This window comes from Burkholderia sp. B21-005 (assembly GCF_020843965.1).
In the GTDB taxonomy this organism is placed as follows: Bacteria; Pseudomonadota; Gammaproteobacteria; order Burkholderiales; family Burkholderiaceae; genus Burkholderia; species Burkholderia ambifaria.
Window position 1 is genome coordinate 1718906 of sequence record NZ_CP086302.1, and the last position, 14455, is coordinate 1733360.

Below are 14455 nucleotides of genomic sequence, written 5' to 3' on the forward strand. Positions count from 1 at the left end.
GTCAGGCATCCTCTGCCAGCCGGCGCGAACGCGAGCGGGCGATCAGTTGATCGATGGTCAGGTCTTGCGGGAATTTCGGGGGCGGCGGAGGTGGCTTGGCGGCCTTTTCTTCTTGCGCTGCGATCGCCAGGTAGCGGAATCCATCTGCCGGGTTCGAGCACCAGTCGTGCAGCGGAATCTCGCGGAACACTTTCCGGTCGTCGTCAAATTCACGTCGGTATTGAGACAGCGCGTCAATGCCAGTAAAGCCCGCGCTATCGTCCTTGTCGCATGACGTATCGAACCAGACGCGCGGGAACATCGCCCGAACCGCCTGAATACCGTCCTGCACGCTCAGTGACGGCACGATCTCGACATGATCCCAGCCAAGACCGGGAATCTTTCGGCCGTCCTTTTCGACACCCTCAATGAACTGCTCCTGCACGCTTTTACCCATGCTGGCTAGCGTCTTTGCCTTGGCATCGTGCGGCAGATAAAGCTTGCCGAGCTTCGCACCACGCTTCTGCAGCCAACCCCAGATGTAGTCGAGGTAGAACGCCACATCGTGCCCATGGCTCGAATGGAAGCCGAGTACATGGACCGACCGCCACGGCACCTGAAACGGCCAGATTGACGTATCGTCAGTGCGCCCCAAGTCAGCCGCGAAGTTCACCGGCAGATTCGGATCGACCGAAATATCCGTGATTCGCTTCTCCGCCCGGACCTGAACCATCCAAGCGGTGTAGTACGCACCCATCACGGCAGCGTCGAAGCTGCACATGTATTCCTGATCGAAGATCGACTGACCGAAGTCGGGGCCGTATTCCGCGATTAGCGACAGACGCTCTTGCTCCAATGCTTCCGGCGTGAAAACGCCGGTATGCGTCGCCAGCGAGACATCCGTGAATGCCCCGGGCATTGACTGAGCTGCTTTCAACATCCGCTCTGCGTGGTTGTGTCCCCGTGGCGTCGTGATGAACATAGCCCAGCCACCGTTTTCCAACAGGATCGGACGGACATAGGCCCATGCAGCAGGGTTAGCTAGCGCCCATTCCGAGAACACCACGCCGGCCGGCGATGAGCCAACAAGCGTGTTGTACCGATCGGAGCCGCCGACCTGCCAAGTGGATCCATTAACGAACTCGATGAACATTTCCTGTTCTCGAGTCGTTTTCCGGATCTCAGGAGGAAACGCCTCGTCAATCCGACGACGGCCCGTGTGCGGATTCACCGCCGACCAGATCGCCTTGCGCGCATGCGCAGCTTCAGGCAGCAGATGCCAATAAGAACCCACACGCTCAAACGCAGCGCAGGCCGTGTTATGAAGCGCGATTTCATCCTTGCCCCACCGCCGATGTGCAATCTGATACGCATAGCGGCCACCGTTCCCGAGGTAATCCCACAACTTCTGTTGGTATGGACGAGGCGTCCAGAGGTTAGGAAGATCGATTTCCACGGTGTACGTTCACCACGAGCGTCGCATCTACCTCAGCCTTGATTTCTTTCGGGAGAATCCGCGGATAGATGTTCGACCAGAAGATGCGCTCGTTCGTCGGGTCCTTCTGGGCCCACGTGAGCATCCCCTCTGCTCCGCCAAGACCCTGAGCGACGTACTCGATAGCTTCTTTGGCGTCCTGCGTCATCTTGTTGGGCGTGCCTTTCTGGCGCCCGCCGCGACGCTCGCCGGGCTTCGATCCGCGTGACATTGCTATCCCTTACTACTTTTGCGATTAGCCGCTTCTATGCGGCTGAACAGCGCATTGTTCTGGCTCATATTCAGCAGCATGATATCTAGCGCCGAAATGCCGCCCTTGACCGGAAAGCGATGGCGAATCCAGCGCGTGCCATCTTTGTTGCGTTGCACCGGCTCATAAACTTTGGCGCGCATGAATGCATGCATCGCTTCGTGAAAGCTCACGATCAATACCCACTCTTATACGTCGCCAGCCGAGCACCGACCTTCTTAGGATCCGGCTTCGACTTGCCCTTGGCCTCGCGTTGCGTATTGAGCGCAATGGCCTCAGCCTGCTTTTGGGGTTTTCCGGCCTTCATCTCGGTCCGGATGTTCTTGCCGACCGAGGCTTTCGATCCTGACTTGTCGAGAGGCATTTCATGGGCTCCAATGCAAAAAGCCCGCTGGCAACTTGCCTAGCGGGCTTCTGGTATTCGGTTCGGTTTTCTCTGGGCGCAACTCCGCCCACTTCAATTTCTGATTCTATTACATCGTTTTGCGGTTTACAAGCCCCATGGATGCAAGTTTTGGGCGAAGCAATTCCTTGGCTTCTTGATAGTCTGTCTCCTGCGTATCCGGATTCCGATTGCTTGACCAGACGCTCGCTCCGCAGTCCATATTCCGCATTGCGGTATTGATGGCGACTCGATGGCGTAATCCGAGCTTCTGTATCAAAGGATCTACCAGCTCTCCCTTAGTCTTCTGTAGCTGGTAATCAACCAAATCATTCAGGTCGTTGTAGTCCATCCACTGGCGGCTGGCTCGGAAATCCCGGCACGTCGGATCGGCACCAGAATGCCCACGAACTTCGTGATAGCCATCGGCCCATTTGTACCAAGCGTAGAGAGCATCGTCGATCTCGTCGTACATGGTCATCCCCGCTATTGGTGTGCTCGATTCGGTTTCCGCCAACATCAAGCCTCCTTGCGTATTCCAAAGATTCCCCACGGCCCAATCGCCCGATTCAGCGCTTGAACCTCATCCCATATTTTCTCAAGCCTCGACGCATCTCGAGTCATGTCTCCGCCATAAACGCCGCACCCGCTTCCCTTTTTCATGCTGTCTCCATTTCATCGTGCAGGTGAATGGTCATGTCTTGCGAATAAACGCGACCAGTTGGTGCCTCTTTAGGCTGGACGAAACCAGCAGCCGTGAGGAAGGGATTGACGTTGCCTCCCTTCACTCTCCGGCGCTCCCGATCACGACGATTGGTTTCGGCTTTCGACAGAGCTGCAGGCTGAGGTGCGTCTTTACCTGGGCCGAGCATCCACTTTGGCGATTGAGTGCCGCGGGCGTACACCCGGGCATAGCCAGAGACGTGCCATTTCGTCCCGCGCCCTTCGTACATCGTGACGCGGATCCGGTGATATGAGGCGCCCGTTGCCTGAGCCATTTCAAGCACGGTCAGAGGGGCACCAGCCGACAGTAGGCGGATGATTGCCTCTTCCACCCACCGATAGTGCGACCGACCTCGCCCTCCACGCTTCGGAAGGCCGAGCGATTGAAAGCGTCCCATGATCGAGAAATGGCTTCGGCCCGGCAGCAAATGGGCTGATTCCTTGGCCGTCTTATCGCTGGCGTGGATTTTCCTCACGATCTCGTCTTCTTCCGGCTTCCATTTCGGCGCGCCCATCATGCGATCTCCCGGCGGTCCGTCAAGCCAGCGAGATAATCCAGACTGACGCCAAAAAAACGAGCGGTTTCCAGAAGCGTCCAGTAGCCAGGAACACGGAGATCTCGCTCGAGCATGGAGACGTATTCGGATGACAGCCGGCATTCAGCAGCGAGGGCCGATTGGCTTAGATGGCGCTCTTTGCGCAACTCACGCAGACGATCACAAAACATGGGCTCTTTCATCTCATGACTCCCTTTTCATCTGCCTAACCTTGGTTGTCAGATACGCACTTCAGCCGTAAGAGTCTGAATATTTTCAGTTACCTGACGGATTTTTCTGATCAACACATGGAGGGATTCGAGGCATTCAGGATGGCCTCCATAGTTCTCCTGCTTTTGAGCGGCATTTTCCGGAACTGCCGAGCGCACCGGATAGAGAGATTCCCCGAGTCTCTGCGTTTCCTGCTCAAGCAGTCCGATGTGTTGGTGTGCGGCTTCCAGTAAAGAGCGCACGGTGTCTGCCGCTATAGTCGAGGGGGCCCATTCTTGCCGCTGGTTTTCGAGTGAAGGGATTGCCCCTAAGGCACTAGCTGCCTGCAATTTCCCTTGGTACCAATTTGCTTGATTCATGCTCATTTCACTGCTCCTTTTTGAGTCGCCGAACCTCGGCGCGGTAGTACGACTTCATCTGCTCGATCTGCGTCAACGTGAGCTTCAGCGGCTCATGCTTGCCTTCGAGCCATTCGACCTTTTCGAGTCCGATTTTCTCGATCAGGTTGATGCGATATGCGGTCAGGTTCCCTGACAGGTACAGGTTGCATTGGATACATTGTTTATGGACGTTCAGAGGCTCAAATCGCAGAGCCGGCGTCGACCCAACCGATCGGTAGTGCCCCGCATTCCAATCGCAACGACGGCGCTTCCCGCACGAAATGCATGGCTTATTCGCATCACGCATCCGAATCCATGTGTTGAAGGCGATTTGCAAATCGGCCAGATGCTCGCCGCGGCCCTTCGCCTTTTGCCGAGCCTCTCGCACTTCCCGCTCCGCCTTCTTCCGCGCCACGTCCCGCGCGAACTGAAGCGAGCACGGCACCGAACAGACCTTGCTCATGCTCGAGATCGGCGTGAAGTCGCGGGCGCAGATGCGGCAGCGTTTGGGCTTGAGGACTCGATTCATCTCTTCCATTCCTCTTTCCACTTTCCGGAATCGAAATCGATATATCGACGACCAGAATTCGGGCGTTCGAGCAACTGCTGACTGTCCTTATCGAACCAAAGGCTAATCTTTCCTTCCCACGAGAAATGGCGCTGCTTGGCGCAGATCAGGAAGGTGTCGGGGATAGAAGCGATCTCCTGCAACTTCACCGGATCCTTCTCCGACTCCAGCTGTGCCTCTTTCCGCTTGTTACGGAACACGATCAGCACGTTGTCCACTAAGTCGGTAATCTCGCCCGCTCCCTTCACCGAGAACTTGTCCGGCATGTCGAATTCGCGCTCGCTCTTGCGGACGTGATGGACGAGGTGGATATGAATCCCCGTGTCTCGAGCCAGCACGCACAAGGCGTCCACGAAATCCTTCTGGCCTGCGTAATCGTCCGGCGCCATCCCGCACTTCATGAGGCTGTCGATGACCATGTGGTCAAGACCAAGCTCCTTACGGCAATAGCGAGTGACGGCAAGCATCCGCTCCGGCGTGACCTGCCCGCGGTGCGCGTAGAGCCAAAGCCGGTCATCCGTCCAGCGATGGAACGAGCGGATCGACTCGACGGCGGGGCAAAATGCGCCGACAGCCTGGCGGTTCAGGTTGCGCATCGTCACTTGCGGCATCATCTCGAACGACGCTATGCATGCCTTCCCGCCATCCACCATCGCGCTCAGCATCACGTAGCTCAAAGCCCCGGACTTGCCGTGGCCATTCACGCCGGCCCAGAGCGTCATCTCGCCGGGGCGAAACATGACCTTTTCGCCGACCTTCTCCCACGGCGTAGGCTGTCCGACTACCTCCTGATGCCCGTGGAAATAGTCGATCACTTCATCAGCCCACTCCGACGCAGGACGCACATACGCGCGCCCGTCGTCGTCGTCCTTCAGGTACGCCGTGAAGTCGATGTCATCTGGAATCACGCGCATCGCTGCTCTCCAGCCGCCTTGATGACGAGCGCCATTGCTTCCTCGTAGGGCTCAGGAATCGACTTCCCGAGCTGGCCGAAAAGCGTCTTAGCCAGAGTCACCGACGAATCCCACGACGGCCCCCCAATAGCCATCGGGCACCAGTCGAAAACCTTGAAGTCCGTCACCTGTCGCCATTCCCCGCACTCGACGCGCGGCCCTTCTCCGAAAGTCAGGACCATCCGCCGCGGTACGCCAGCAGCAACGTCAACAAGCGTCCGGACCATCCGCGCAAACGGCACCTTAGTTGACGTAATGACCTCCAGGTCCAAGCCACCAATCGCTCGCCAGTCGTAGGACTTCGACGGGTCGGCCAGCAGCGTGACGTTCTCGTATCGAAGCGGGCCAACCAGCGAGATCAGCACCGTCAATTCGGGCTGCAAGCCCCGCTGACGAAGCTCGATGAGCCCTTCCGCGTTTCGTGCAATCGGCTTCAAAGCGCCCCCCGCATCATGTCTTCGTATTCAGAATCCACTCCGCCATCAGGCGAGGTTCCGGAATCCGTCCACCGCTCTTGGTTCAACCACGTAGCCGCATAGGGGATGTACTTCCCCTTATCCCTGCGCCATTGCTCCGAAGTCTCGGCCCGCTTGACGCCCGCAAGGATCGCGGCGAATAGTTGCTCGTCCGGTGCAATTTTCAAAAACGCTTTCAACGCAGAAGCCTTCGCATCCTTCCTCGGGTACATCGCCCAGAACTCAGCGAAGCGATTTTCGGCAATGGTTTTATCTTCTCTTCTCTTCTCTTCTCTAGTCCGCTTTTCGTCCGCTTCCGGTGCGGACATTTTTCGGACTTCCCTCTTCCTATCTGCATCCTGAGCACGACGCTTTGCGGATGCCCCGTTATGCGTCTCAAACTCAGGCAGGACAAGGCCGTCCGGCGTTTCTTCGAGCCAGCCAACCGACTGCATGGCGCGCGAAATTCCGGGAAATCCGACCTCAGCATCCAAAACATCCAGCGTGTAGCTATCGAGGAATCCGTCTTCGGTTTGCTCATCGAACAGACACCAAACGGACATCAATCCACCAAGCGTCCTGAACTTGTCCGCTTTCAATGCGGACGCGATGCGGACAACTTTCGGATGCCTAAGCAGACACGACCTGAACTTGATCCAGTCACCGGCCATTTAGAGTTCGCCCGATCCAATCAGATACGGCAGGCCAACAAACAGCATGCCGAAGAAGCCGCAGAGGAAGCCGTCAGTGAGCCAGTTCATGCTGGATCTCCGTAGACGCTTCCCTTCTGGCCGGGCTCGTTGCTGCCCGTGCATTCATGCCGATGATCTGTCGCATGCGGACAGCGCTTGTTGCCGCACGATGCACAACAGATCATTTCGCACATTTCGCGAGGAAGACCATGGATGGTGTCGCCTCGCTCGCGGATGCAGGCTCGACAGCGGCATTCGTCGTTCATGATTTCCCCCGCGTCAGCCAACCAAGCAACCCGAGCAGCCCGATAAACAAGGCGCCCCATGCGATACATGCTCCGAGAAGGGGTGTCATGGCGTCACCCGAATGCGCGCAGCAGCGCGACAGCGTTTCGGAGGTCATCGATCCTGACTCGATCGCGCTCGCAGAGCTTCATGGCCTTGAATGCCTTTTCCTTCCAGTCTCGAGCCCGCTGAACGGAGCCCTCAAGGACGGATGCCGGAACCGTGTTGATGCGCTGTGTGATTTCTGCGCGGATTCGCTCGGCTTCCGCCTTCTCCGCGGCAATCTGTTCAGGCGTCTTAGCCTGCTTTTTTTGCGGACCGCTCATCTCTGACTCCTTGAAGGATCGTGAGGATTTCGGGGAGGTGGCCGCGAATGGCCTTCCACTCGTCTCGCTCACTCTCACCCATCGCATCGCCATCATACGAATCGTCCGTCGGCTCGGCTGGCAGGCGCCGATTCGCCATGTCCAGATCGAAGATCAGTGTTTCGATGCTCATACGTCTGCTCCAACCTGCTTCAGCAGTGCAACAAGATGAGGGCCAATCGCCTGAAGCTGAGCCACGGCCGCCTGCTTGTTGTCCCGCTTATCTCCGAGGAACTTCTCGATCAGGTAGTACAGCGGCGTCAGGTCGCCCGTCTTGTCGAGGTACGCCTCGAACGTATCGAGCGAGAGGTGCCGCGCCGGGTCATCCGAAAGCTGGACGCTTAGATTGCCGGGAGCCTGATCGAGATCGCCGGCAACGCGCTTGAGGCCGCGCTGATAGACGCCCTGCGCCATACACTCGCGAGCACTCCCGAAGCGATCGGTCAGACCCGGCTCGAAGTCCAAGACAAGCTGGTTTTCGTTCTTGTTGATAACGCTTGATTTCATGTTCTATCGCTCGTTAGCGCCAGTTATCAATCGACCCGAATAAAAATGACGTCATCGACGCCTAAGTCAGGCGTCCTAACGACGCCTTACGAAAAGATGAAACGGTTATGCAGCTTCAGCGGGTGCGCTGAACCCTTCCGGGATCGCCTTGCCGAGCCGCAAGGCAGCTCCAATGACACGATCGGTTTGATCTTGGTCGAGCTGTTCCGGCCATTGAGAAATGCGCCCTCGGCTCAGCCCAAGGGCGCGCCCGAGTTCGGCGCCGCTACTGCCGAAGATCTCGATTGCTTGCTGCTTCGTGAGTGTCATGGCCCGAAATCCAGTGTTGAGCGTACTAGACACATTGTATGTCAAGCAACCTAACCGTTCAAGCGTTTAATCTGCTGAACATGAAAACACTGGCAGAACGTCTAAAAATCGCGCTGGAACATGCAAAAGAAGCCAGACCTAACGAGAGCATCAACCAGAGCGAACTTGCACGCCGCGTAGGGGTTACGCGCGGCGCGGTCTCGCTTTGGTTCAAGGGCTCTACCACAAGTCTAGAGGGAGAGAACCTCGTAAAAGCTGCCCAATATCTGGGCGTTTCTCCGAATTGGTTAGCTACGGGGCGTGGCAGGATGATCCCATCCCAGGCGGTGGAGATACCGCTAGATGGGAACCCAGACTATCCGGCGATCCGAAGAGTGAACATTAAAATTTCGGCAGGAATCACCGGCTACGGAATCGAGCCTCTCGAGGACGATCACGCCCCCATTGTGTTCCACCGCAGCTGGTACGACGGGAATGGATACGACCCAGACAAGCTGGTCGCTATAAAAGTATGTGGCGCCAGCATGGAGCCGGGCCTATTTGACGGCGATTGGGTCGTTGTTAATACTTCTGACGTTACCCCGCGAGATGGGATTGTGTTCGCGCTGAACTATGACGGAGAGGTGGTCATCAAGCGCATGTTCCGCAGCGAAGGCCATTGGGTTGCGGCGTCTGACAATCAAGACAAACGTATCTACCGCGACCGGCCACTCAATGGGGAAACGTCAATAATCGGACGAATAGTCCACAAACAGAGCGAGCGCATATGAAGGGCCTGCTAGTTGGCATCTTCTGGATTGCGATTGCAATCGCTGGATGGCGATTCATTGGGCCGACGATCGATGATATGGCTGATCGCCTCACATGCCGCTACAAGAATTCTCATGACGACTGCCTCACTCAGCTCGAATATATAAAAATGGTGTCGCATGATGCAGCCGTAGACGCCGTAACAGACCGATTGCCGTACTGCAGTTCGTATACGGCAGGCTCGGACCCGAGCTGCGCCATTTTCCATCGACAATGAGAGGAGCCCATGCGCCGCATTTCTCTTTTCGCTATATGCGTAGCCCTATCCGCTTGTGCAACCGTCCATGAGACTTATGCCCCCGATGGGCGCAAGGCTTACGCATTGAACTGTAGTGGGATGGCTCGAGGATGGGACAAATGTCTTGCGGCAGCCGGGGAGAAATGCGGAGCGGCTGGCTACGACATGTTCGATCGCAATGGCGAGCCTATGGCTACGGTCGGGGGCGGATCGAATGTTTTCGCCGGCGGCATGACATCTGAACGATCGATGATGGTTGCCTGCAAAGTTAAATAGGTATTTTGCGCACCGCAATAAGACCGCCTTGAGCGGTCTTTTTTTCGTCCGTCGTGTATAGCGTGCTTGACATTCGATTCCGCGTGATGTTTAATGAACTCAACGTCACGACAGACGAACAACCGAGGAGCCAGCCATGAAAGAGCAAACCTTAGCCGCCTGGATCGACAGCCACGGCACCGCAGAGCCGACGATCGACAACGGCGATGGCACGTTGAACGTGTCGTGCGTCGCAGTCGACGCTAGGGGTGGCGTGTTCACTGAGTACGAAACCATTCCGGCGACGCTGAAGGCCGCGCGCGACTGGCTCGGCTACTAAACCGCTCCCGCTACAGGAGAAAGACCATGAAATACGCCGCCGCACTACTTCTGATCGCCCTTGTGGCGTGTACCACCCAACCGGTCACGACGATCGGCGTGGGTGGAGTCTGGAATACGCAGGATCACCAAGCTGTGGGTGGTCATGGTGGGAATGCTGGAACGGCCGGCGCCCGCGGTGGTCGTGGCGCAGCTTCGGGTGGCATGGGTCGGGTGTGACATGTCCACGCTTTCGAACACGATGAGCGGCGTCGAGTATCGGGACGCGCGCTTGCAGGCTCAGGCAGCTCGCGACGAATTGAACTTCGATGCGGGCTACGAGACGGGCATGGCCGAGGCCGAGCACGAGATTGCCGGTTTCGCGAAACGGTTCATTGCTGACCCGAATGAAACGATGGAAGCGCGCTGCCGCCGCTTCATGGCCGAGTTCATCGGTAGCTGCGACTGCTGCTATGACGAGCTGTCGAAAGCGCTTGCTCAGGCGGTCGGCATGTTCCAAGAAGAGGTGTGAAATGGACTGGACCCAACCCCTAGTCGTGAATGGCGGAACGCTTTACGCAGGCGCTAATGGTGACCGCTGGCTTGGCGAATTCAGCAGCTACGAGGCAGCTCTGGAGATCACGAGCATCCGCCGCGAGCAACGGGCGGTGTACAGCGCGCGTGAGACGCATTGCTGTACGGAGTCCGATCTCGAGCTTGCCGAAGCCATCAATTTTGACGAGAGATAGATCATGAACTTCCACCGTTTGCATACCGTGATCGTGCTGCTTAGCAATGCTTACATTGAGATTGCTTGCCCGGACATGGAACTTCCCGAGCTTTGCCGTCACTGGCTCATTCGTCGGACGGTGGATTACTCGCAGGTCTGCATCCAATGAGACCGCATCTCTTCAAGCAGCACGGCCACTGGAAGGTACGTGCTAGCTGCCCTGCCGTAACGCTAGGGTTCGCGACTTTCGAAGGCGCGTGCAGATGGGCTAAGCGGATTCACGAAGGTAGGACGGGAGAGTGAGATGAAGGTTCTTGTGTGCGGAGGCCGCGATTACACCAATACAGACCGATGCTTTTCGGTTCTCGATGAGCAACACGAAAAACAGCCTATCACGCTTCTGATTCAGGGTGGCGCCAAAGGCGCGGACGCATTGGGCAAGATGTGGGCGAAGTGGCGCAAGGTGGATTACCTGACGGTAGAAGCTGACTGGAGCCTTCATGGCCGAGCGGCCGGACCGATTCGAAACGCCAAGATGCTCGAATACAAGCCTGATCTGGTGATTGCATTCCCAGGTGGGCGCGGTACCGCAAACATGATCCAGCAAGCTCTTGCTGCTGGCGTTGAATTGATGGAGGCATGATGCGCGCCCCACTTCAAAGCATCCGCAAGGTAGACGACAACGAATTACTTCGCGCCTGCGGTCGCGCTTACGCAGGTCTTGCCGCGATCTGCTGCGTGTTGATCGTGGCGTCTCTCACGGTTCAGTTTGGCGACGTTATTGCGAGGTCGGTATGAAAAAGACTCCGTGGTTTGAATCGAGCATTAAACCAGTTCGCGCGGGCGTCTACCGAATCCGATATGACGGAGACCAGACGCGTACCGAGTTTTGGTGCCGCTGGACTGGTAATCACTGGTGCGTCGGTGAGTATGAGTTTGGGCATGCAGCCACACAGGTATCCCCCGGATTTGTTCAATGTAAGCAATGGCGTGGCATCCAAGGCGATAAGCATTCCTGTCAGATCGGCGCTAGTACTTGCGCCGTCGAGTTCGGCGAAGGTCCAGATCGACCCGGAGACGACGAATGAAACGCATCCTCACCCACGACCTCACCAAGGTCTTCGCCGGCTGGATTGTGCTGTTCGTGTTCTGGCTGGTTCTGCCCGCTGACCCGGCGTATGTAGACCAGGCGGTGCATCGGAGTTCGACATGACACACGGTGCAGATTGGCGGCAGCAGCAGGAAATCGAGGAATGGTTGGATTGGTACGAGAACTGGGGGAAATATGAAAGTCTACAAAGCAATAGCAAACGTAGCGGCCGCGCTTGCCAAGGAAGGGATCAGCAAGGGCCGGAAGAATCAGCAGCAGGGCTACCAGTTCCGTGGGATTGACGACGTGTACAACGCCCTCTCCACCGTTCTGGCTGAGAACGATTTGGTGATCCTGCCGCGGATGCTTTCTCGCGAGGTAGTCGAGCGCCAGACGAAGACCGGTGGTGCCCTGTTCTACGTCACGGTCGAAGCCGAGTTCGATTTCGTGTCGGCCGAGGACGGCAGCAAGCACACCGTCAAGACGTTCGGTGAAGCCATGGACAGCGGGGACAAGGCTACCAACAAGGCAATGTCGGCTGCGTACAAGTACTGCGCCATGCTGACGTTCTGCATCCCGACCGAAGGCGATAACGATGCTGATGCGACGACGCACGAAGTCATGGCAAAGGGGTTGCCAGCCGCGGTCCTGAAGCGACGCATCGACGCCATCGCAGCAGCGATGAACATGGATGAGCTGAAGTCCGCCTACACGGCGGCATACAAGGCCGCCCACGCCGTCAAGGACACCGTTGCAGAGGAAGTACTCGCCGAGGCTAAGGACAACCGCAAGATCGAACTGGAAGGAGTTCCGGCATGACCGCTATCACCCTCTACGCGCTGGCAGGCGAATATAAGGACGCCGCCGACAAGCTGGCAGAAATGGAGTTGGACGATCAGACAATTTCCGATACGTTGGAATCGCTTTCCGGCGATCTCGAAGCCAAAGCAACGAACACGATCATGCTGGTTCGCAACCTCGAAGCGACTGCCGATCAGATCAAAGCGGCCGAGAAAGCCATGGCCGAACGCCGCAAGGCATACGAGGCGCGAGCCACCCGAATCAAGCAGTACGTCATGGACAGCATGATCTTCGCCGGCATTACCAAGATCGAATGCCCGCTGTTCAAGATCGCGATACGCGACAATCCGCCGTCAGTCGTGATCGATGACGAGAAGCAAATTCCGCAATCCTATCTGACCGATCCGCTTCCGCCGCCACCGGCCCCTGACAAGAAGCTGATTGCGCAGGCCATCAAGGACGGCTGCGAAGTGCCTGGAGCGCACTTGGAGCGTGGTCAGCGGCTGGAGGTTAAGTGAGCGACGAAGCAGAAATTAACATCTTCAAGGCGCTCGATTTTATTCGGGACAACGCACCAGAATATGCCAAGGCAAAGGCGACGCGCGTTTATCTCGAAGAGTTCCGCAAGAGCAAGAAGGCGCTCCTGATGAAAGATGCCGAGCGTTCTGGTCACAACGCGGTCAGCGCTCAGGAGCGTGAGGCATATGCAGACGAGGGTTATCAGGATCATCTGAAATCCCTGCAAGCCGCCGTCGAATCAGAGGAAAAGCTGCGCTGGCTAATGGTCGCCGCGCAGGCAAAGATTGAAGTCTGGCGCACCTTGGAGTCCACCAGGCGCATCGAGGCGAAGACGATTTGACTTCATGACAGCCCCCCTTGGAAGGGCCGCAGTACCGGGCCCGACTTTTTGAGGCTGTACTACTGATTGAGGATGACGATGAGCCTTGTAGGTTTCAAGATCACGAACCACCCGCAACAGGTCGCGAAGCGTGGAGCGCGCGACACCGTTGACGAGCGCATCACGCCTGACTGGCTGTTCGAACGATACGACGCCTTGCACGGGTTCACATTGGACGCTGCGGCAAATGCCAGCAACGCGAAGAAGCCGGCGTTCTTCGATCTGGAGAGCGACGGGTTGAAGCAGCCTTGGGCGCCCCACCGAGTCTGGTGCAATCCGCCTTACAGCAATCTCGGTTCATGGGTCGCAAAAGCACACGGAGAATTCGCCGCAGGCTGCCCCGTGATCGTCATGCTTTTACCGGCTAACCGGACCGAGCAGGCATGGTGGCAAGACCATGTAGAGCCATTCAGGGACAAGCCGGGATCACCCATAAAGGCCGAATTCCTGCGTCGCCGATTCAACTTCGGCGTGCCTGGAAATGAAGATGGCAAGTTCAATAGCAGTCCGCCATTTGGCTGCGTTGTGCTGACCTTTCAGAACGCCTGACGACCTGAGGACCACCATGACCACCACCGACAATAGCCGCGCTGATGCGCTGACCCGATGCCCGCTTCTGGTAGATGCGGACTGCCTCTATGGACCGTACGGAATGAATGGAGAAACCGTTTGCAAGTTCTGCGGTTTCGCCAAGGATGCCGCGCGCCCTGTCGAGCAGCCGCGCACGCACACCACGCAGCCGGGCGAATCCGTCATGGGCATCGCCCTGCGCCAGTGCGGCAACGAAATGGAGTGGCGGCACATCCTGGCGTGCAATCCAGAATTCGCGGACATGCTGCCGCACGAGTATTTCCCGGTCGGCACGGTCCTGACGCTGCCGCCGCCACCGGCAGGCGCATCCCCTGTCGAGCAGCACGAAGCAGCGCCGAGTGATGATGCTATGGCGATAAGCGATGCGATGCGTATGGATGACGAAGGGCGGATTAACGAGCAATGTCCTTCCAGGTGCCAGCACCCAAGTTGGAAATCGATCGGGTCCGATCAGGACCAATGCGAAATTTGCGGCGCAGTTGGTAGTGAGCGTAGATATTTGGCAGTGCAGCCAGAATCGTCATCAGTGGCCGACGAAGCGTCGGATTGCGGATGCGCCACGAACGAAGCATGCAAGATGAAGACGGATGGTTCGTGCTGGAGGGCCGACTGAT

The 14455-nt window shown here is 57.3% G+C and carries 28 protein-coding genes; 12 read left to right on the plus strand and 16 right to left on the minus strand.

The features are described 5' to 3' along the window. Position 1: 1 nt before the first annotated feature. From LMA02_RS24055 to LMA02_RS24130, 16 genes are all read right to left on the minus strand, one after another. Positions 2-1435, minus strand: coding sequence for a hypothetical protein (locus LMA02_RS24055; RefSeq protein ID WP_228907777.1), 1434 nt, complete (start codon positions 1433-1435; stop codon positions 2-4). After that, positions 1416-1685: a hypothetical protein gene (locus tag LMA02_RS24060; RefSeq protein ID WP_228907778.1), complete on the minus strand. Its 270-nt coding sequence runs from the start codon at positions 1683-1685 to the stop codon at positions 1416-1418. The genes LMA02_RS24055 and LMA02_RS24060 overlap by 20 nt, the downstream gene beginning before the upstream one ends. Positions 1686-1687: 2 nt before the next feature. After that, the gene (locus tag LMA02_RS24065) at positions 1688-1897 is read right to left on the minus strand and encodes a hypothetical protein (protein WP_228907779.1); all 210 of its coding nucleotides are present in this window, start codon (positions 1895-1897) and stop codon (positions 1688-1690) included. Between the two features lie 2 nt (positions 1898-1899). Further along, the gene (locus LMA02_RS24070; protein ID WP_228907780.1) at positions 1900-2088 is read right to left on the minus strand and encodes a hypothetical protein; all 189 of its coding nucleotides are present in this window, start codon (positions 2086-2088) and stop codon (positions 1900-1902) included. Positions 2089-2197: 109 nt separating this feature from the next. Next, positions 2198-2626 carry a hypothetical protein gene (locus LMA02_RS24075; protein WP_228907781.1) on the minus strand — a complete coding sequence of 143 codons (429 nt, stop codon included), beginning with the start codon at positions 2624-2626 and terminating at the stop codon, positions 2198-2200. 139 nt (positions 2627-2765) lie between these two features. Beyond that, a complete protein-coding gene (locus LMA02_RS24080; protein WP_228907782.1) occupies positions 2766-3347 on the minus strand; it encodes a hypothetical protein in 582 nt (193 codons plus the stop codon). Further along, on the minus strand, positions 3344-3568 hold the full coding sequence (locus tag LMA02_RS24085) for a helix-turn-helix domain-containing protein (RefSeq protein WP_228907783.1): 225 nt from the start codon (positions 3566-3568) through the stop codon (positions 3344-3346). The genes LMA02_RS24080 and LMA02_RS24085 overlap by 4 nt, the downstream gene beginning before the upstream one ends. Before the next feature lie 36 nt (positions 3569-3604). Next, on the minus strand, positions 3605-3961 hold the full coding sequence (locus tag LMA02_RS24090) for a hypothetical protein (protein WP_228907784.1): 357 nt from the start codon (positions 3959-3961) through the stop codon (positions 3605-3607). Position 3962: 1 nt separating this feature from the next. Then, complete coding sequence (locus LMA02_RS24095; RefSeq protein WP_228907785.1) at positions 3963-4514, minus strand: recombination protein NinG; 552 nt, start codon at positions 4512-4514, stop codon at positions 3963-3965. Continuing rightward, on the minus strand, positions 4502-5458 hold the full coding sequence (locus LMA02_RS24100; protein ID WP_228907786.1) for an AAA family ATPase: 957 nt from the start codon (positions 5456-5458) through the stop codon (positions 4502-4504). Before LMA02_RS24100 ends, LMA02_RS24095 begins: the two co-directional genes overlap by 13 nt. Further along, entirely contained in the window at positions 5449-5934 is a 486-nt protein-coding gene (locus LMA02_RS24105) for a histidine ammonia-lyase (RefSeq protein WP_228907787.1), read from the minus strand. The genes LMA02_RS24100 and LMA02_RS24105 overlap by 10 nt, the downstream gene beginning before the upstream one ends. Further along, positions 5931-6623, minus strand: coding sequence for a hypothetical protein (locus tag LMA02_RS24110; protein WP_228907788.1), 693 nt, complete (start codon positions 6621-6623; stop codon positions 5931-5933). Before LMA02_RS24110 ends, LMA02_RS24105 begins: the two co-directional genes overlap by 4 nt. A 380-nt stretch (positions 6624-7003) precedes the next feature. Further along, on the minus strand, positions 7004-7255 hold the full coding sequence (locus LMA02_RS24115) for a hypothetical protein (protein WP_228907789.1): 252 nt from the start codon (positions 7253-7255) through the stop codon (positions 7004-7006). Next, positions 7227-7427 (minus strand): hypothetical protein, encoded by a 201-nt coding sequence (locus LMA02_RS24120; RefSeq protein ID WP_228907790.1) that lies wholly within the window; start codon positions 7425-7427, stop codon positions 7227-7229. The genes LMA02_RS24115 and LMA02_RS24120 overlap by 29 nt, the downstream gene beginning before the upstream one ends. Then, positions 7424-7801 carry a hypothetical protein gene (locus LMA02_RS24125; protein WP_228907791.1) on the minus strand — a complete coding sequence of 126 codons (378 nt, stop codon included), beginning with the start codon at positions 7799-7801 and terminating at the stop codon, positions 7424-7426. The genes LMA02_RS24120 and LMA02_RS24125 overlap by 4 nt, the downstream gene beginning before the upstream one ends. 105 nt (positions 7802-7906) lie before the next feature. After that, positions 7907-8110, minus strand: coding sequence for a hypothetical protein (locus LMA02_RS24130; RefSeq protein WP_175739996.1), 204 nt, complete (start codon positions 8108-8110; stop codon positions 7907-7909). Positions 8111-8148: 38 nt separating this feature from the next. Here LMA02_RS24130 and LMA02_RS24135 point away from each other — a divergent pair, with 38 nt between their 5' ends. From LMA02_RS24135 to LMA02_RS24185, 12 genes are all read left to right on the plus strand, one after another. Continuing rightward, positions 8149-8880: a LexA family transcriptional regulator gene (locus LMA02_RS24135; RefSeq protein WP_175739994.1), complete on the plus strand. Its 732-nt coding sequence runs from the start codon at positions 8149-8151 to the stop codon at positions 8878-8880. A gap of 690 nt (positions 8881-9570) precedes the next feature. Next, positions 9571-9753: a hypothetical protein gene (locus LMA02_RS24140; protein WP_228907792.1), complete on the plus strand. Its 183-nt coding sequence runs from the start codon at positions 9571-9573 to the stop codon at positions 9751-9753. A 144-nt stretch (positions 9754-9897) separates the two neighbouring features. Then, the gene (locus tag LMA02_RS24145; protein WP_228907793.1) at positions 9898-10263 is read left to right on the plus strand and encodes a hypothetical protein; all 366 of its coding nucleotides are present in this window, start codon (positions 9898-9900) and stop codon (positions 10261-10263) included. Between the two features lies 1 nt (position 10264). After that, complete coding sequence (locus tag LMA02_RS24150) at positions 10265-10480, plus strand: hypothetical protein (protein WP_228907794.1); 216 nt, start codon at positions 10265-10267, stop codon at positions 10478-10480. A gap of 3 nt (positions 10481-10483) precedes the next feature. Further along, the gene (locus LMA02_RS24155) at positions 10484-10630 is read left to right on the plus strand and encodes a hypothetical protein (RefSeq protein WP_228907795.1); all 147 of its coding nucleotides are present in this window, start codon (positions 10484-10486) and stop codon (positions 10628-10630) included. A 135-nt stretch (positions 10631-10765) separates the two neighbouring features. Then, positions 10766-11104, plus strand: coding sequence for a DUF2493 domain-containing protein (locus tag LMA02_RS24160; protein WP_228907796.1), 339 nt, complete (start codon positions 10766-10768; stop codon positions 11102-11104). A gap of 441 nt (positions 11105-11545) precedes the next feature. Next, entirely contained in the window at positions 11546-11674 is a 129-nt protein-coding gene (locus tag LMA02_RS35325; protein ID WP_267478980.1) for a hypothetical protein, read from the plus strand. Between the two features lie 72 nt (positions 11675-11746). After that, positions 11747-12370, plus strand: a complete 624-nt coding sequence (locus tag LMA02_RS24165) for an ERF family protein (protein WP_228907797.1) — start codon at positions 11747-11749, stop codon at positions 12368-12370. After that, complete coding sequence (locus LMA02_RS24170; RefSeq protein ID WP_228907798.1) at positions 12367-12870, plus strand: siphovirus Gp157 family protein; 504 nt, start codon at positions 12367-12369, stop codon at positions 12868-12870. Before LMA02_RS24165 ends, LMA02_RS24170 begins: the two co-directional genes overlap by 4 nt. After that, entirely contained in the window at positions 12867-13211 is a 345-nt protein-coding gene (locus LMA02_RS24175) for a hypothetical protein (protein WP_228907799.1), read from the plus strand. The genes LMA02_RS24170 and LMA02_RS24175 overlap by 4 nt, the downstream gene beginning before the upstream one ends. Positions 13212-13283: 72 nt before the next feature. Then, entirely contained in the window at positions 13284-13799 is a 516-nt protein-coding gene (locus LMA02_RS24180; RefSeq protein ID WP_228907432.1) for a phage N-6-adenine-methyltransferase, read from the plus strand. Between the two features lie 16 nt (positions 13800-13815). Further along, the gene (locus tag LMA02_RS24185; RefSeq protein ID WP_228907431.1) at positions 13816-14454 is read left to right on the plus strand and encodes a LysM peptidoglycan-binding domain-containing protein; all 639 of its coding nucleotides are present in this window, start codon (positions 13816-13818) and stop codon (positions 14452-14454) included. Position 14455: the final 1 nt, after the last annotated feature.

Bases quoted from the DNA above. Each gene is read 5' to 3' on its own strand.
- LMA02_RS24060 (WP_228907778.1), bottom strand. From the start codon at position 1,685: ATGTCACGCGGATCGAAGCCCGGCGAGCGTCGCGGCGGGCGCCAGAAA.
- LMA02_RS24070 (WP_228907780.1), bottom strand. From the start codon at position 2,088: ATGCCTCTCGACAAGTCAGGATCGAAAGCCTCGGTCGGCAAGAACATC.
- LMA02_RS24075 (WP_228907781.1), bottom strand. From the start codon at position 2,626: ATGTTGGCGGAAACCGAATCGAGCACACCAATAGCGGGGATGACCATG.
- LMA02_RS24080 (WP_228907782.1), bottom strand. From the start codon at position 3,347: ATGATGGGCGCGCCGAAATGGAAGCCGGAAGAAGACGAGATCGTGAGG.
- LMA02_RS24085 (WP_228907783.1), bottom strand. From the start codon at position 3,568: ATGAAAGAGCCCATGTTTTGTGATCGTCTGCGTGAGTTGCGCAAAGAG.
- LMA02_RS24090 (WP_228907784.1), bottom strand. From the start codon at position 3,961: ATGAGCATGAATCAAGCAAATTGGTACCAAGGGAAATTGCAGGCAGCT.
- LMA02_RS24095 (WP_228907785.1), bottom strand. From the start codon at position 4,514: ATGGAAGAGATGAATCGAGTCCTCAAGCCCAAACGCTGCCGCATCTGC.
- LMA02_RS24100 (WP_228907786.1), bottom strand. From the start codon at position 5,458: ATGCGCGTGATTCCAGATGACATCGACTTCACGGCGTACCTGAAGGAC.
- LMA02_RS24110 (WP_228907788.1), bottom strand. From the start codon at position 6,623: ATGGCCGGTGACTGGATCAAGTTCAGGTCGTGTCTGCTTAGGCATCCG.
- LMA02_RS24115 (WP_228907789.1), bottom strand. From the start codon at position 7,255: ATGAGCGGTCCGCAAAAAAAGCAGGCTAAGACGCCTGAACAGATTGCC.
- LMA02_RS24120 (WP_228907790.1), bottom strand. From the start codon at position 7,427: ATGAGCATCGAAACACTGATCTTCGATCTGGACATGGCGAATCGGCGC.
- LMA02_RS24125 (WP_228907791.1), bottom strand. From the start codon at position 7,801: ATGAAATCAAGCGTTATCAACAAGAACGAAAACCAGCTTGTCTTGGAC.
- LMA02_RS24130 (WP_175739996.1), bottom strand. From the start codon at position 8,110: ATGACACTCACGAAGCAGCAAGCAATCGAGATCTTCGGCAGTAGCGGC.
- LMA02_RS24135 (WP_175739994.1), top strand. From the start codon at position 8,149: ATGTCAAGCAACCTAACCGTTCAAGCGTTTAATCTGCTGAACATGAAA.
- LMA02_RS24140 (WP_228907792.1), top strand. From the start codon at position 9,571: ATGAAAGAGCAAACCTTAGCCGCCTGGATCGACAGCCACGGCACCGCA.
- LMA02_RS24145 (WP_228907793.1), top strand. From the start codon at position 9,898: ATGGTGGGAATGCTGGAACGGCCGGCGCCCGCGGTGGTCGTGGCGCAG.
- LMA02_RS24150 (WP_228907794.1), top strand. From the start codon at position 10,265: ATGGACTGGACCCAACCCCTAGTCGTGAATGGCGGAACGCTTTACGCA.
- LMA02_RS24155 (WP_228907795.1), top strand. From the start codon at position 10,484: ATGAACTTCCACCGTTTGCATACCGTGATCGTGCTGCTTAGCAATGCT.
- LMA02_RS24160 (WP_228907796.1), top strand. From the start codon at position 10,766: ATGAAGGTTCTTGTGTGCGGAGGCCGCGATTACACCAATACAGACCGA.
- LMA02_RS35325 (WP_267478980.1), top strand. From the start codon at position 11,546: ATGAAACGCATCCTCACCCACGACCTCACCAAGGTCTTCGCCGGCTGG.
- LMA02_RS24165 (WP_228907797.1), top strand. From the start codon at position 11,747: ATGAAAGTCTACAAAGCAATAGCAAACGTAGCGGCCGCGCTTGCCAAG.
- LMA02_RS24170 (WP_228907798.1), top strand. From the start codon at position 12,367: ATGACCGCTATCACCCTCTACGCGCTGGCAGGCGAATATAAGGACGCC.
- LMA02_RS24180 (WP_228907432.1), top strand. From the start codon at position 13,284: ATGACGATGAGCCTTGTAGGTTTCAAGATCACGAACCACCCGCAACAG.
- LMA02_RS24185 (WP_228907431.1), top strand. From the start codon at position 13,816: ATGACCACCACCGACAATAGCCGCGCTGATGCGCTGACCCGATGCCCG.